The organism is Aquimarina sp. Aq107 (assembly GCF_943733665.1).
GTDB lineage: Bacteria > Bacteroidota > Bacteroidia > Flavobacteriales > Flavobacteriaceae > Aquimarina.
The window spans coordinates 3,005,156-3,018,468 of sequence record NZ_OX030782.1 but is presented as its reverse complement, the minus strand read 5'-3'; the positions used below and the strand labels follow the sequence as shown (position 1 = coordinate 3,018,468).

14 protein-coding genes are annotated in these 13,313 nt (G+C 31.2%); 2 read left to right on the top strand and 12 right to left on the bottom strand.

Annotation, left to right across the window (positions count from 1 at the left end; genetic code table 11):
• Positions 1-11 precede the first annotated feature (11 nt).
• From NMK29_RS12970 to NMK29_RS12940, 7 genes are all read right to left on the bottom strand, one after another.
• Positions 12-998 (bottom strand): glycosyltransferase family A protein, encoded by a 987-nt coding sequence (locus tag NMK29_RS12970; protein ID WP_108803813.1) that lies wholly within the window; start codon positions 996-998, stop codon positions 12-14.
• A gap of 27 nt (positions 999-1,025) precedes the next feature.
• Positions 1,026-2,402: a B12-binding domain-containing radical SAM protein gene (locus NMK29_RS12965; RefSeq protein WP_108803814.1), complete on the bottom strand. Its 1,377-nt coding sequence runs from the start codon at positions 2,400-2,402 to the stop codon at positions 1,026-1,028.
• Positions 2,399-3,190, bottom strand: a complete 792-nt coding sequence (locus NMK29_RS12960; RefSeq protein WP_108803815.1) for a class I SAM-dependent methyltransferase — start codon at positions 3,188-3,190, stop codon at positions 2,399-2,401. Before NMK29_RS12960 ends, NMK29_RS12965 begins: the two co-directional genes overlap by 4 nt.
• Positions 3,183-4,646 (bottom strand): radical SAM protein, encoded by a 1,464-nt coding sequence (locus NMK29_RS12955; RefSeq protein ID WP_108803816.1) that lies wholly within the window; start codon positions 4,644-4,646, stop codon positions 3,183-3,185. The genes NMK29_RS12960 and NMK29_RS12955 overlap by 8 nt, the downstream gene beginning before the upstream one ends.
• Positions 4,639-5,538, bottom strand: coding sequence for a nucleotidyltransferase (locus NMK29_RS12950; protein ID WP_108803817.1), 900 nt, complete (start codon positions 5,536-5,538; stop codon positions 4,639-4,641). The genes NMK29_RS12955 and NMK29_RS12950 overlap by 8 nt, the downstream gene beginning before the upstream one ends.
• Positions 5,539-5,809: 271 nt before the next feature.
• Positions 5,810-6,349: a YceI family protein gene (locus tag NMK29_RS12945; protein ID WP_108803818.1), complete on the bottom strand. Its 540-nt coding sequence runs from the start codon at positions 6,347-6,349 to the stop codon at positions 5,810-5,812.
• Positions 6,350-6,361: 12 nt separating this feature from the next.
• A complete protein-coding gene (locus tag NMK29_RS12940) occupies positions 6,362-6,727 on the bottom strand; it encodes a hypothetical protein (RefSeq protein WP_108803819.1) in 366 nt (121 codons plus the stop codon).
• Positions 6,728-6,854: 127 nt separating this feature from the next.
• Between NMK29_RS12940 and NMK29_RS12935 the strand changes: the two genes are divergently transcribed.
• Together NMK29_RS12935 and NMK29_RS12930 are read left to right on the top strand one after the other, a co-directional pair.
• The gene (locus NMK29_RS12935) at positions 6,855-7,238 is read left to right on the top strand and encodes a hypothetical protein (protein WP_108803820.1); all 384 of its coding nucleotides are present in this window, start codon (positions 6,855-6,857) and stop codon (positions 7,236-7,238) included.
• A 32-nt stretch (positions 7,239-7,270) separates the two neighbouring features.
• On the top strand, positions 7,271-8,125 hold the full coding sequence (locus NMK29_RS12930) for a DUF5777 family beta-barrel protein (protein ID WP_108803821.1): 855 nt from the start codon (positions 7,271-7,273) through the stop codon (positions 8,123-8,125).
• 44 nt (positions 8,126-8,169) lie between these two features.
• Here NMK29_RS12930 and NMK29_RS12925 read toward each other — a convergent pair whose 3' ends face one another.
• From NMK29_RS12925 to NMK29_RS12905, 5 genes are all read right to left on the bottom strand, one after another.
• Positions 8,170-8,991 carry a heparin lyase I family protein gene (locus NMK29_RS12925; protein WP_108803822.1) on the bottom strand — a complete coding sequence of 274 codons (822 nt, stop codon included), beginning with the start codon at positions 8,989-8,991 and terminating at the stop codon, positions 8,170-8,172.
• Positions 8,992-9,021: 30 nt separating this feature from the next.
• Positions 9,022-10,143, bottom strand: a complete 1,122-nt coding sequence (locus NMK29_RS12920) for a T9SS type A sorting domain-containing protein (protein WP_108803823.1) — start codon at positions 10,141-10,143, stop codon at positions 9,022-9,024.
• 106 nt (positions 10,144-10,249) lie between these two features.
• The gene (locus NMK29_RS12915; protein ID WP_108803824.1) at positions 10,250-11,446 is read right to left on the bottom strand and encodes a T9SS type A sorting domain-containing protein; all 1,197 of its coding nucleotides are present in this window, start codon (positions 11,444-11,446) and stop codon (positions 10,250-10,252) included.
• A 175-nt stretch (positions 11,447-11,621) separates the two neighbouring features.
• The gene (locus NMK29_RS12910; RefSeq protein ID WP_108803825.1) at positions 11,622-12,302 is read right to left on the bottom strand and encodes a bifunctional 4-hydroxy-2-oxoglutarate aldolase/2-dehydro-3-deoxy-phosphogluconate aldolase; all 681 of its coding nucleotides are present in this window, start codon (positions 12,300-12,302) and stop codon (positions 11,622-11,624) included.
• A 1-nt stretch (position 12,303) separates the two neighbouring features.
• Positions 12,304-13,308, bottom strand: a complete 1,005-nt coding sequence (locus NMK29_RS12905; protein ID WP_108803826.1) for a sugar kinase — start codon at positions 13,306-13,308, stop codon at positions 12,304-12,306.
• Between the last annotated feature and the right edge of the window lie 5 nt (positions 13,309-13,313).

The window sequence follows — 13,313 nt, the reverse complement described above, 5'->3', positions numbered from 1 at the left end:
TTTAATTATTGTTATGTACTGATACTATTAAGGGTTTCTTGTTGATATAGATTTTTTTTAAATAATATCCTGAAGATTAATATCAGATTATATTTTATCATTTCTGTATCCATTTTAAGAAAGTTTGCAATTAAAACTCCAATCAGGGACCAAAGTAAAAATAAACGATTTGAACTAGAGAAATTAGAATTGTTAAGTAGTATATAATGTAATGCAGAAGTTCGGTAATAGTAAGCCTCTTTTGGATTGATTCGATTCGTTATTTCTTTGTAATGAAAAGCTTTAACCTTTTTTAGGATAGTAATATCGAAACCTAATTTAATACAAGCATCATAATTATCTCCAATGCCATTAAAAACAAAAATAGGATCAAATAATTCTTTTTCTGGCTTTTTTATCATAGCACCCATTAATGAAAAAAAAGGAAAATCATTTTCATCCTTATTCCAAGTAACAAAAATAGGCCAACCTGCTTTTGAGATTTGATTTCCTCTATTGTATAATTTAGTTTTTATTCGATTAATGAGAATATTACCTTTTCTCTTTTTAGATAAGTCAGAAAAGATGGAAAGTCCAAAAAACCAATTATAAAATAATTTGATGTTAGAAATTTCATTGGCGTATGCCCATTCATCTTTTGTGTTTTTTTCTAAAATTATTCCGCTAGCGGCATTTTTAGAAGGATTTTTTTTTAAATATTCATATAATGTTACTATATATTCTTCTTCGAAAACTAAATCATCGTCACATAATAAAATAAAAGGATTAGAACTTAATTTAATACCAATGTTTCTTTGTTGACAGACAGAAGGAGTAGATCGTTTTAAAACTAAATTAATAGTATTAGGAGATTTAATAAGATCTTTAGCAGTAAAAACTTGATCACTGGAATCAATAATGATAATCTCTTTAGGTTTTAGAGTCTGATTATATAAAGAATTTAATACTCTGTTTAAAGATTCTAATCTATTTCTGGTTGGTATCACAACACTAATCATATATCGTCCATTTTTAAATAAAGAATGCTATCTCAATTTATAATACTTCATTAGTAGTAAAGCGGCGATCGATTTTACTTTTAATTTTAATTTTTCTGTTATGTTGTTCTTGTTTTTAAAATAGTTTACTTCGTTAACAATTCTTCTTACAGCAAAATCATAGAATTTACGATGATACGTTCTTTTAAAATCAATATCTCTATCTGTTGAGGTATTCCAATCTGGTTGTACTGTAATATCGTTTTCAATTTCATTATATAAAGAAGTCCCTTTTATGGGATAAGCAACAGTGATAGTAAAATGAGTAGGATTTGCTACTTTTAGATGATGTATGGTTTCTGCAATATCTTTTTCATCTTCACCAGGGTATCCTACCATGATAAAAGTTCCTGTTTCGATACCTAATTGGTTCGTTTTCTGGATGGCTTCTCTTACGGTTTCAACTTTTACTCGTCTATCCATTGCATCCACTATTTTTTGTGAACCACTTTCTGCTCCAATCCATATCCGATAACAACCGGCTTCTTTTAACTGTTGTAAAACTTCATCATTTAATCGTTCTGCACGGGTAATACACTCAAAAGGAATAACAGCATCTTGTTGTATCACTTCTTTATGAAATTCAGCTAACCATTTATGACTTACTGTAAATACATCATCTACAAACCAAATGGTATCAGGATTGTATTCTCTTTTAAGCATCGCTAATTCTTGTGCTACAAGACTAGCGGGTCTTCTACGATAACTCTGTCCGTAAACTGCTGTACTACACCATTTACAGGTATATGGGCAACCACGCTGAGTACTAATGGTCATAGAACTTTGCCCATGGTTGTTTTTCCAAGTATCAAGATATTTTTGCATATCGATAGCTTCTCGATTCGGGAGTGGAAGCAACGATAAATCTTTCATTTTTATTCTGGCAGTAGTTTTTATTACTTTGTTATTATCTAAATATGCAATTCCTGGAACAGCTTTTATATCAGTTTTTTCTTTAATTGCTTGATGAAGTTCATATAAAGTTTCTTCTCCTTCACCAATTACGATATATTGAGCGCCAGATCTTAAGTAATTTTCAGTATTGTATGTTACATCGGGACCTCCTAGTACTATTTTTGGAAAACCATAGGTAGCTTCTGTTGTCAGAATTTGGATAAGTTTAATGACTTCTACTTTAGTCATTAAGTTCGCATATATAGCTACTACATCTGGTTTTTTAGATGCTATAAAACTCAATTGTTCTTTTTTAGAGCTAAAAGTAGTGTCAAAAACATAATTTTCTAAACCTTGTTCCTTTAAATACCCAGAAATATAAAGTTGTCCCAAAGGAGGATAAGGTTTCATAATCCTTTGCTCTTTAGGATCAGTACTAAGATAATATGCGTGGGTAAGAACAATGCTCATTTTTTAGATAGAGAGATTAAATAGTGATCACTATATTTTGATAGAAATGAAAAACGATTAAAAAATATATCAAGATTTTTTAAAACTCTTAAAATTCTTAATTTGTTTTTAAAAAAAGGCTCTAAATAGGAAGGAGGAATACAAAATCCAATAGGAGCTACTTTGTCAATGGAGAATAAGTTCCTAGTTGTTTTTTTTATATTTTTTGGATCATAGTACCAAGTTGCGACATCGGTTCCATCTACATTTGCCATTACCGCATTATTGGTGTTTCTCCTAAAAGCTTTTTTTAAATCTCCTTTTATTATAAAATAACTGTTTTCTACAATACAATGCTTGGGCATAATAACTCCAATAATCTGGCCGTTTGGTTTTAACTTTTTCTCAGCGGTAATAAAAAATTGAGTTAATTGATTCGGAGAAAGACAATTTAATCCTCCAAAATCTGAAAATATCAAATCGAAAGAATGTTCATAACTAAAAGTTTCTAGTTTGTTAATATCTAATTGCTCAAACTTTACATTACTATTGTTATTCTGTTGTTTTGATCGAGCTATCGAAATCATTTCTAAGGATATATCCGTAGCAATAACACGATGACCTCGGTTAGCTAACCATATGCCATCATGACCTGTTCCACAATTAATTTCAAGAATATCCAATTTTTGATTGATTGGTAGTATTTTTATTAAATGCTCGTGTACAAGGTTTCTTTGGAGTTCACCAATTTTGCTGTTAGTAAAAGTACTATCATAAGTTACTGCCGCTATGTCGAAACTTTCATTCATTGAGATGTTCCATTCTTTTTAAAATTTGTGCATCCATATATGCACTTGGAAAGTAGTACAATAAATATGATATTCTTTTTAGCGCATTTGTAGAAAGTTTAGAAGGACTTTTTAATATCGTTTTTAAGAACTGTAATCCCTGACTTTTTCTATATTCCTTATGCACGTACCTATGCAATTTTTTGTAATATTTAGAATTATATGTGCTCTTAAACATCATGGCTAAATCATCCGAGTCTGTCCAATTTGCTTTAAACCGAAGATCATCTTTTACTTTATCATAAAACTTAGTACCAGGAAGTGGATAGGAAACAGATATACCTAAATCATCGGGAACTAGTTCTTTTATCATTTTTATAGTTTTCGAAATATCATTTTTGGTTTCACCTAGATAGCCAAATTGAATAAAAAATGCTACCCGAATATTTTTTTCCTTTAATAAAATTGTAGCATTATATATTTCCTCTACTTTAGTTCCTTTATCCATCGCGTCAAGTATCGATTGAGAGCCACTTTCTGCTCCGACCCAAACTTCTTGCAAACCAGATTCTGCGAGTGCATTGATAGTATCTTCTTTAAGTAATAAATCAACTCTACTTTGTATGTAATATTTTAGTGTAGTATTTGTGTTTTTTAATTCTAAATTAAAATCTTGCACCCATCCTGGTGTTAAACCAAAAATATCATCACACATCCAGAAACGTTCCACGTCATAGTTTTTTTGCAAATATTGTATATGTTTTACAATATATTCTGGAGAGTGTGTATTATACCGATTACCATAAATAGGTTTAGCACACCAGTTACATTTAAACGGACAACCTCTGGTAGTGGCAAGGTTAAGAGTAAATTCTTTTCCACCATTGATCCATACTTTTTTATAAGAATTAATGTCCACCAGATCCCAAGCAGGCATAGGTAATTCATCTAGTTTTTTTAAAACTTCTCGTTTAGGATTAGTAACAGTGTTTTCAGCTTTTTTATATACAAGGCTTTTAATTTTGTCTATTGCTTGGTCATTTTTAAGAGCTGATACGAGTTCTAATAAAGCCAGTTCTCCTTCTCCTTGGATAATATAATCGGCGCCATTGTATAAATATTTAGGATAATGATCCGTAGCGTCAGAACTGTTGACAATTATGGTGCAATTATGACTTTTTCCGATTCTCATCATTTCAAAAGCAGCTTCACGCATAGTGGTTAAGCACATTTTTGTCAAGTAATTAAAACCATCATCAAATAGTACCAGATATTTAGGTTTCTTTTTTATGATCTCTTTTTCAATATCATATGGATTGTCTCTTAGGTTGGTGTCAAAAAGATCAACCATAAAACCCTTTTCTCTCATTAAAGAAGCAGCGTATATAGTTCCTAATGGAGGATAAGGTGTTTGATTCTTCCATTGTTTAAGATCTAAAGGGTAGTAATAAGAATGTGAAAACAATATATCAAGCATGCTCTTTTTCTAATTCGATATTATATTTTAATTGAAATTCATTGTACCGTTTGTTTAACCTGTCAATGACCTTTTTCTGAAAATTTCTAGGATGATGTTTGGATACCCCACCTGTTGATTTCATTGCTATGTCAAAATCATCTTTGCGTAAAGTTTTAAATTTAGTATTCCACTTTTTTAATGTCATTTTTAGAAAAATACGTTCTAAACTATTTCCGATTTTAGTGTTAAGTATTAATTCTATTGTTTTAGTTATTAAGGGTTTGTTTTTTAAGTTTTTTATGGAAGATTTACCTATTTCTAAATTGGGTAAAAAGTTAGAAACCCATTGATTTTGTTTGTAAAAACTACTGAAGTCTCCAGAAACCGGAATTAAAGTTAATAATTCGGTAGCTGTAAATATGTTTTTTTCTGATATTTCCAATGAACTTTCAGATATAAAGTAATTGATACAAAAGAACTTTCTGGAATTGAATAAGAATATTTTTTTGTACAACATTAATAGTGTTCTTGAAACCCAAAGCCGTTCTGATTTTGTAATCACAAAAAAATCAACATCACCATCTTTATCATGATAATTTTTAGACAAAGCACCAGAAATACCAACAGCTTTTACATAAGGGAACTTAGCAATTAAAGTACCTTTTTTAATTGCTTTTTGCATAACTGATTTGGCCATTTTATTTCCCTCTATACGTCGAGAAACAGATTGTAAGTTTCCATCCAGAAAATAATAACTGTTGTCATAAGAAATAACTCCCTTTTTTTTGAGATATTCTAATTCGTTTTTGATTTCATTTTGATCGGATGCAGCAGAAAACAAATAAACTTCTTCGGCCGAAAGAGGATATTTAAAAATGGAAAAATATAGCAACGTTTTAAGAGATTTCACAGAGAGTTGAGTTTTAATTAGAGCGTTATTAAAAAATAATATGATTTTTAAATAACTAATTAGTGTGTTTGAATCTAAATATGTTGATTGTATAGTTATTTACATAATTGTTGGTTATATATATTAATGATTAAATAGAACAATATTCAAACAGTTTATTAGTGCTAATAAACAGGATTATGGTACATGCTTTCAATAAAAAAGTACTAAAAAGGAAAAATTAGATTTAAAAAAGGAATATTTCAAGTTGAAAAAAGTGAAATATTAAAAATTATTTCTTTTTTAAAATAAAATTTAGTGATACCGAAATATCATCAGCGATCTTTTTACTAACGATACTTGGAATTTTAATATCGAACTCTTCAGGTTTTGTAACAAAGGATGAAGAGATAGAAATTGTATCATCACCATCTTTGTTGACTATGCATTTTACCTCGATTTCTTTTGTTTTTCCATGTAATGATAATGTTCCTTTAATCATGTATTCATTTTGAATATTACTGTTATCAAAATCTACAAGTTTACCTTTAAAAGTAGCTTTCGGATAATCGTCAGATTCAATATAGTTTTCATTAAAATGTTCTTCCATCAAAGCATTTTTAAACCTGAAACCTTTAATTAAGGCTAAAGCTGCAAAGTCACCATTATCTGTATTTAAAATAGCAGTTACGGTACTGTTTTTCGCTTTTACTTCTTCGAAAGATGGTACAGAAGCTTCAAAACTAATAGTACCTTTCTTGGTAATAAATTTTCCTTGCGCAAGAATAGATCCTGAAACAAGCATTAACAAAAAGAATAAGAGATTTTTCATGGGTATGCGGTTTTATTGTTCTAATAATCCATCAGTATTCCATTGTAATATAATATCGATGGTAGCTTGTGGTAATCTAGGTCCACCAGAAGGCATCAAAAAACTAATATCTTCTGAAGAAACTCTATCAAGTAATGCTCTATTATCTACAGCTTCTTTTACTTGATCAAAAGTTAAAAGTGGCATTGGAGCAAAGTTAATCGGTGGGTCAGTATGACAAGAGGTGCAGTTATTGTCAATAATAGATTTTACATTATTGTCATAAGTCACCACAGTAACAGGAGTAATATCTATTAAATCTTTTTCGCTATCATTTTCACAACTTATGTTGAATAAAATTGCACAAAAAATTAAAAATTTCGAAATATATATTTTCATAAATTGCCTATTGAGTTCTAGTTTTGGAAGGTAAAAATTAGATCAAATTTAATTGATATGCAAAAATATGTTTCATTAGGTCGATAATTTTCATACTTTTAAAACAAGTTTAAACAGAAAATACACAATGAAAAAACTGCTCATAGTAATTTTAATTTTAGGTATTACGGCTTTTGTTGGATATAAATATGTGTATCAATCTCATAGGGATATTCAGGAGGAAAAGGCTGAATTTACAGTTGATGCTACTGATTTGGCAAGAGAATTTTCAGAAAGTCCTGATACGGCTTCTAAAAAGTATTTAAATAAAACAATTATTGTTAAAGGAGAAGTGACCGAAATAGAAGATAATTCTTTAATGCTCAATGAAGCTGCATATTGTACTTTTGATGTTGATCATAATATTGCCGGATCTAGTTTACAATCAAAATATACCATAAAGGGTAGGTGCATCGGTTATGACGAACTGCTGGAAGTAGTTAAGCTAGACCAAGCATCAATTATTAAATAATTTCTTTTTATTAGTATTTTAAAATCATGTTCATGAGAAAACTCTTATTCATTTTATTTTTACTACCATATATTACACTTGCTCAAGATGACTTGTTAAATGAGTTAGAGTCTGATGTTCAGGAAGATAATTATGTCACATCTACTTTTAAGGGACTTAAGGTTGTGAATTTTGAATCCACAAAATTGGTTAATAAACGAAGCCTATTTTTTGTAGTTGCTCACCGTTTCGGGAGTGTAGAAAATGGTATTGATGATCTCTTCGGGTTGGATCAGGCTGTCACTCAACTTAAGTTTATTTATGGTATTACTGATGGATTAAATGTTGGTTTCGCTCGTAGCTCTTTTCAAAAAACCTATGGAGCTCATATTAAGTATAGATTAACAAGACAGAAAAAAAACGGATTCCCTTTTACTATTGTTGGATATAATTTATTAACGATTAATACAGGTTTAGAAAAAAATCAATTACCTAAATTAGAATTTAATAATAGATTATCTTATGTGTCTCAAGTTTTAATTTCTAGAAAGTTTAGCAAAAGGCTTTCATTAGAACTAGCACCGTCTTATTTACATGAAAATTTTGTTAGATTTGATGATCAGGATAATTCTCAGTTTATTATGGGAGTAGGAGGTCGTTACAAATTAACGAAACGTTTTAGTCTTAATGTAGATTACGGATATCATTTTAATAGAAGTAGTACTTCTACTTTTAAAAATCCATTATCAATAGGTTTTGATATAGAAACAGGAGGTCATGTATTTCAGGTTCATTTTACAAATGCACAACCTATGTTTGAAAATGGTTTCTTAGGTCAAGGATCTGGAGATTGGGGAGATGGTGATTTTTTCTTTGGGTTTAATTTAAGTAGAGTCTTTGATCTGTAGAGCGAAAAAATATTTTTATAGGTGATTAATTCTGCTAATGTCAATTATTTACTTTCTTTAATAGAAAAATCTGCAAATAGTACTTCTTCATCTCTAAGGTTTTGTGCGTTTTTTAAACTCCTATAGATTCCCCATTTTGGTCTAACGAATTCTGCACCTGCATTCCATATTTGTAGGTTAGTACTCTGGTATTCCAAAATTATTTTTCCTGTTTTTATATTGGCGATAGATATATCGTAAGAGGTTTTACCTAAGTTTCCGTAAGTAACTTTTTCTGTAACCATTACCCAATTACCTCTTAATAGGTCCAAATCTACTTTTTTAAGTGTATTTTGATCTTTTCCGCTAGAATGTCTAAGCTCTAATTTATCAACACTTCCTTTTCTAGCTGTAAGGGTGATAATAGGTTTTGCTTTTTCTGTTTCTCCTACAGATTTTAATTGATGGAGGTGCGTAAAGTTCTTAGATGGCTTAAAGTTTTTATCTATCTTGAATTTCCATTTGTACTCTACAGTTTCCCCAATCGTAGCTTTTAGATTATCTGGTGATGATTTATAGCTTTTTATTTCATTACGTTGTCTATCAAAAGTTTTGCAACGGTCATTGTCTTCTTTAACATGAATGACAAATTTAAATACATTCTTAGCGAGTTCATCATCATAAACTTCACTAATGTGCTCACCATAATTAAGATGGTTATCACAATCTTTTCTTACCATACCTGGCGCTTCTATAGGATTATATCCTGGAGCCAATTTAGAAGTAATAAGCTCATATGTGTTTCCTGGGCCATCAGCAGTAAGAGAAACCTGAGCATAAGAAGAAATGTATGTCAAAAGAGCAAATAGTACAAAAGCAAATTTCATAATATGTTGTTTTTTATTTTAAACTTTCTATTAATCTATTTTTACAATTTTCTTTATAGAAAAGGTATTAGTTTGCTTATCAATAATTTTTATAAAATAGACTCCATTAGAAAGATCACTAATATCTAACTGATCAGTAGTTTTTAATTCTTGTGGTTTCTTGACAATTTTTCCCGATCCACTTATAACTGATATTGTGTAGTCATTTGTGTTCTCGAAAAAATTAAAATTTATGACTGATTTAGTTGGGTTCGGAAATACATCAAACAATTCTTTTTCTGATATTGTCGGTACAGAGAGCGTAGGGTTTTCAGTTACGGAAAAGTTAGCATACAATACTTCTTCATCTCTTAAATCTGAGGCAGAATTTAAACTTCTATATATTCCCCATTTTGGCCTAATGAAATCTGCATTTGTCTTCCACATTCTAAGTTCAGTTGAAGAGTAGTTTAATATTTCTGATCCCGAATCTACATTAGTGATGATAATGCTATAAGAAGCATTTCCAGTTTCTCCATAGGTAACAGTTTCAATAACTTCAACCCAATTTCCTTTTAATACAGATAGATCGACTGTAGTAAGGGTAGATTGTGAAGTAGTAGGTGCATATCTTAATTCTAATCGATCCGGACTTGCCTTTCTAGCAGTTAAGGTAATCAGCGGCTGACTTTCTTCTGCAGAATCTGCTCCAACAGATTTTAATTGATGAAAATGAGTAAAACTTCCGGAAGGTTGAAAGTTGGCATCTATTTTAAATTTCCATTTGTATTCCACAGTTTCTCCTATTACTCCTTTAAGATTATCAGGAGAAGGAGCGTAAGTTTTAATTTCATTGCGCTGGCGATCTGTAGTGGAACATTTGTCGCGATCAATATCTTCATTAACATGCATGATAAATCTAAATACATTAACCCCTAAGTCTGTATTGAATACTTCATCAATATGACGATTTCCATCTGTTCCAGAATAGGTAGAATGGTTATCGCAAGTACTACCGGTAATTCCGGGTGCTTCTATGACATTTCCGCTTGTTGGTGCAAAAACGCTATTAATAAGTTCATAGGTGTTGCCGGGACCATCAGCATCTAATGTTACCTGAGCTTGAGTACCAAAACTTATAAATAGAATAAAAATTATTGTAAAAGGTTTCATTATCTATGGGGTATTACATTTAGGTTTTAATAGGAATATCCTTGCAAAAATATGCAAGGATATTATCTAAACTCAAATTAAAATCAAACTGTTTAAAAAGTATTTCTTAATTTTTAACGATTGCTTTGGTAATCTTAGCTCCATCACCATAGATATTCATGTAATATAATCCAGTGGAGAAAGATGTTAAATCAATAACGTCTAAATTATTTTCTTTTTGAACTAATATTTTACCAGTCACGTCTACAACTTCAATAGATGAAATGATGTCATTCTTAGAACTTACATTAATTACGTTAGTAGTTGGATTTGGGAAAAATGAAATATCGTCGGTTAATTCTTGTTCTGTAATAGATAGCGTAGCAGCAGTAGGATTTAGGGCTCCATATATTTCACTAGGAATAATATAGCTTGCAAATTCTGCAGGAGATACTCTTGCAGTGTTACCTGAGAATTCCCAATTAGGACCTGTTCCATCAAATGAGGCAGCTATCCAATCCGATGTAGTAAAACCTGTAGAGGTTCCTTGTCTTCCCCAGAAATGTACATTACTACCTGTGTTTTCTATTACAGTTGCTCCTGTGTCAGTGAAAATACCATTACTAGAGTTTTCTGCTAAATCTCTAACAACTATGATTTGTCCATACCCAAACTCACCATTATCTCCTGAATCTAATAAATCATCTTCATCTAAAAAGCTTACAGAATCATAACGAGTCCACATTGTATGATCTCCAGTTGCATCAATAACACCATCATTATCTGCATCAATATCAACACCACTTGGGTCACTTGGAGCTTGTACTAACATATATGTAGCACTCCAATCTTCGAAATTTCCATCATAACCGATATCTGGTGTGAATGAAGAAACATTACTACTAGAAGAACCTGTAACATCATTTCCAATAAGTTCTATAGTCACTATGGTTGTTCCTGCTGCAATAACACTAGTATATGGATTTGTTGTTACCACATTTGTGTTTTCATCCGTATAGTTGGCTACAATCGCTAAAAAGCCATTAGAACCAAAAGTTCTTGTTCCATCACCTAGTTGAATTACTTCACCAACTTCTCCGTAATCATCTCTACTAGCTTCTCCATCACCTTCAACATTAATTAAATATAGATCAGATGGTATAACTGCATCAGGAGTACCGCGAATTTCGATATACTCATTAGTAAGATCATCTCCATTAGGACTAACAATTAGTTTGTTAAGATATACTCCGGATCCCGAAGGAATTTGAGCAAAAGCGAAGCTCATCGTAAACATTATACAGATAAGTAATAAATTTTTCATAATTGTCTTGTTTTGATAATTGGGTGAAATTTATATTTGGTTAACCACATTGGTTAACCAAATATATAGATTTATTTTTATTTAACACAATTTTTATTGAAAATCATGTGATTTGCTTTATTTCTTAACAATTTGTTATTCGAAATAAGTCTTTAGATCGATAAATGCAGAAAAATTAATGATTGCTACTCTTTAAATCTTTGACAATCTTTAGTGAACTTTTAGTTAATTCTGTTATTTTATCATAATCAAAGTTTCCACTTTCATCCTTCGCAATGAGCTTAGATCCCATTCCTACACAGTGCACTCCTGCATTGAACCAATCCGTAAGGTTTTTTTCTTCTGGTGATACTCCTCCACTTGGCATTATACTAGTCCATGGACAAGGCGCTTTTATTCCTTTGACAAAATCAGCTCCACCAATTTGTGCTGCCGGAAATATTTTTACGATTTCTGCTCCTAATTCCTCGGCATAATTTATTTCAGTAAGTGTTGCACAACCTGGAAGCCATGCAATTTTTCTGCGATTACAAACTTTTGCTATTTCAGGATTTAAAATGGGGGATACGATAAAATTTGCTCCTTTTTGTATAAATAATGATGCCGTACCCGGATCAACAACAGATCCAATTCCTAGAATCATACCAGGTAATTCATTTTCAATCCACTTGGATATTTCAGTAAATATATCTTGTGCGTGATCACCTCTATTGGTAAATTCAAATACTCGTGCACCTCCATCATAACTAGCTTTGATCACTTTTTTTACAATATCAATATCTTTATGATAGAATAGGGGAACAACTCCTGTGTTTCCCATTACTTGTGCTACTTCAATTCGTGTATATTTTGCCATTTTATCTTTTTATTCGTCCAGATATATTACCTTCAATGATACTTAAGACATCAGCCTCAGTTACTAGATTTGCATCACCTTCTATAGTATGCTTTAAAGCGCAAGATGCATTGGCAAATTGTAATGCTTTTATATCATCATAGTGCAATAGACCTTGAATTAATCCTGCAGCATAAGCATCACCAGTACCAATTCGATCAACAACGTGTGTTATTTCTAATTCATTGGTTTCCGAAAATTCTTGCCCATTCCACATTCTAGCTTTTATCTTATGCCAGCTTGCATTAAGAGAAACTCTTGTTTTATCAAACACGCCTCTGATATTAGAATATTTTTGTAATAAAGCTTTACTGGCTTCAATAAAATCTTCATTAGTAAAGGAGAAACTAGTGTCTAGAAGTTCATTAATTTCATTTGGACCTCCGATAAAAATATTAGATAACGCTACTAATTCATTAAGTATATCTTTTGCTTCATGACCGTAATTCCATAAACCACTTCTATATGCTGGATCAGCAGATATTGTAATTCCTTTTTTATTAGCAATTTCTAGTCCTTGTTTTAGTGCTTTAAATGCATTTAAGGATAAAGCAGGGGTAATACCTGTCCAGTGGAACCAATCACAATTTTCTAGGGCTTTTTCCCAATTAATTTCATCAGGATTTATGTTGCAAAAAGCAGAATTAGATCTGTTGTATGCTATAGTGCTTGATCGCATGACTGCACCAACCTCCAGGAAGTATAATCCCAGAGGATGACGCGAGTCAATAATCAAACCAGTATCTACTCCCAGTTTCTGCAAGTAGCTCTTTGCTGCATCACCAACAAAATCGTTGGATACTGCTGTAATATGTTGTGTATTGTTCCCGAATTGAGCGAGCGATATCGCTACGTTCGCTTCGGTTCCACCAAAGTAGTATTCTAATTGGTTAGATTGTTTTAATTTTTTGTTCCCTAAAGGAGCTATACGCATTAAAACTTCTCCAAAGGTTACTACTTTTTTCATTTTAT

What these genes read in the sequence shown, in the direction of transcription:
- NMK29_RS12940 (WP_108803819.1), bottom strand. Translation starts at nt 6,727, where the DNA reads ATGAAAATATATATTTCGAAATTTTTAATTTTTTGTGCAATTTTATTC.
- NMK29_RS12935 (WP_108803820.1), top strand. Translation starts at nt 6,855, where the DNA reads ATGAAAAAACTGCTCATAGTAATTTTAATTTTAGGTATTACGGCTTTT.
- NMK29_RS12930 (WP_108803821.1), top strand. Translation starts at nt 7,271, where the DNA reads ATGAGAAAACTCTTATTCATTTTATTTTTACTACCATATATTACACTT.
- NMK29_RS12925 (WP_108803822.1), bottom strand. Translation starts at nt 8,991, where the DNA reads ATGAAATTTGCTTTTGTACTATTTGCTCTTTTGACATACATTTCTTCT.
- NMK29_RS12910 (WP_108803825.1), bottom strand. Translation starts at nt 12,302, where the DNA reads ATGGCAAAATATACACGAATTGAAGTAGCACAAGTAATGGGAAACACA.
- NMK29_RS12955 (WP_108803816.1), bottom strand. Translation starts at nt 4,646, where the DNA reads ATGCTTGATATATTGTTTTCACATTCTTATTACTACCCTTTAGATCTT.
- NMK29_RS12915 (WP_108803824.1), bottom strand. Translation starts at nt 11,446, where the DNA reads ATGAAAAATTTATTACTTATCTGTATAATGTTTACGATGAGCTTCGCT.
- NMK29_RS12945 (WP_108803818.1), bottom strand. Translation starts at nt 6,349, where the DNA reads ATGAAAAATCTCTTATTCTTTTTGTTAATGCTTGTTTCAGGATCTATT.
- NMK29_RS12970 (WP_108803813.1), bottom strand. Translation starts at nt 998, where the DNA reads ATGATTAGTGTTGTGATACCAACCAGAAATAGATTAGAATCTTTAAAC.
- NMK29_RS12905 (WP_108803826.1), bottom strand. Translation starts at nt 13,308, where the DNA reads ATGAAAAAAGTAGTAACCTTTGGAGAAGTTTTAATGCGTATAGCTCCT.
- NMK29_RS12920 (WP_108803823.1), bottom strand. Translation starts at nt 10,143, where the DNA reads ATGAAACCTTTTACAATAATTTTTATTCTATTTATAAGTTTTGGTACT.
- NMK29_RS12960 (WP_108803815.1), bottom strand. Translation starts at nt 3,190, where the DNA reads ATGAATGAAAGTTTCGACATAGCGGCAGTAACTTATGATAGTACTTTT.
- NMK29_RS12965 (WP_108803814.1), bottom strand. Translation starts at nt 2,402, where the DNA reads ATGAGCATTGTTCTTACCCACGCATATTATCTTAGTACTGATCCTAAA.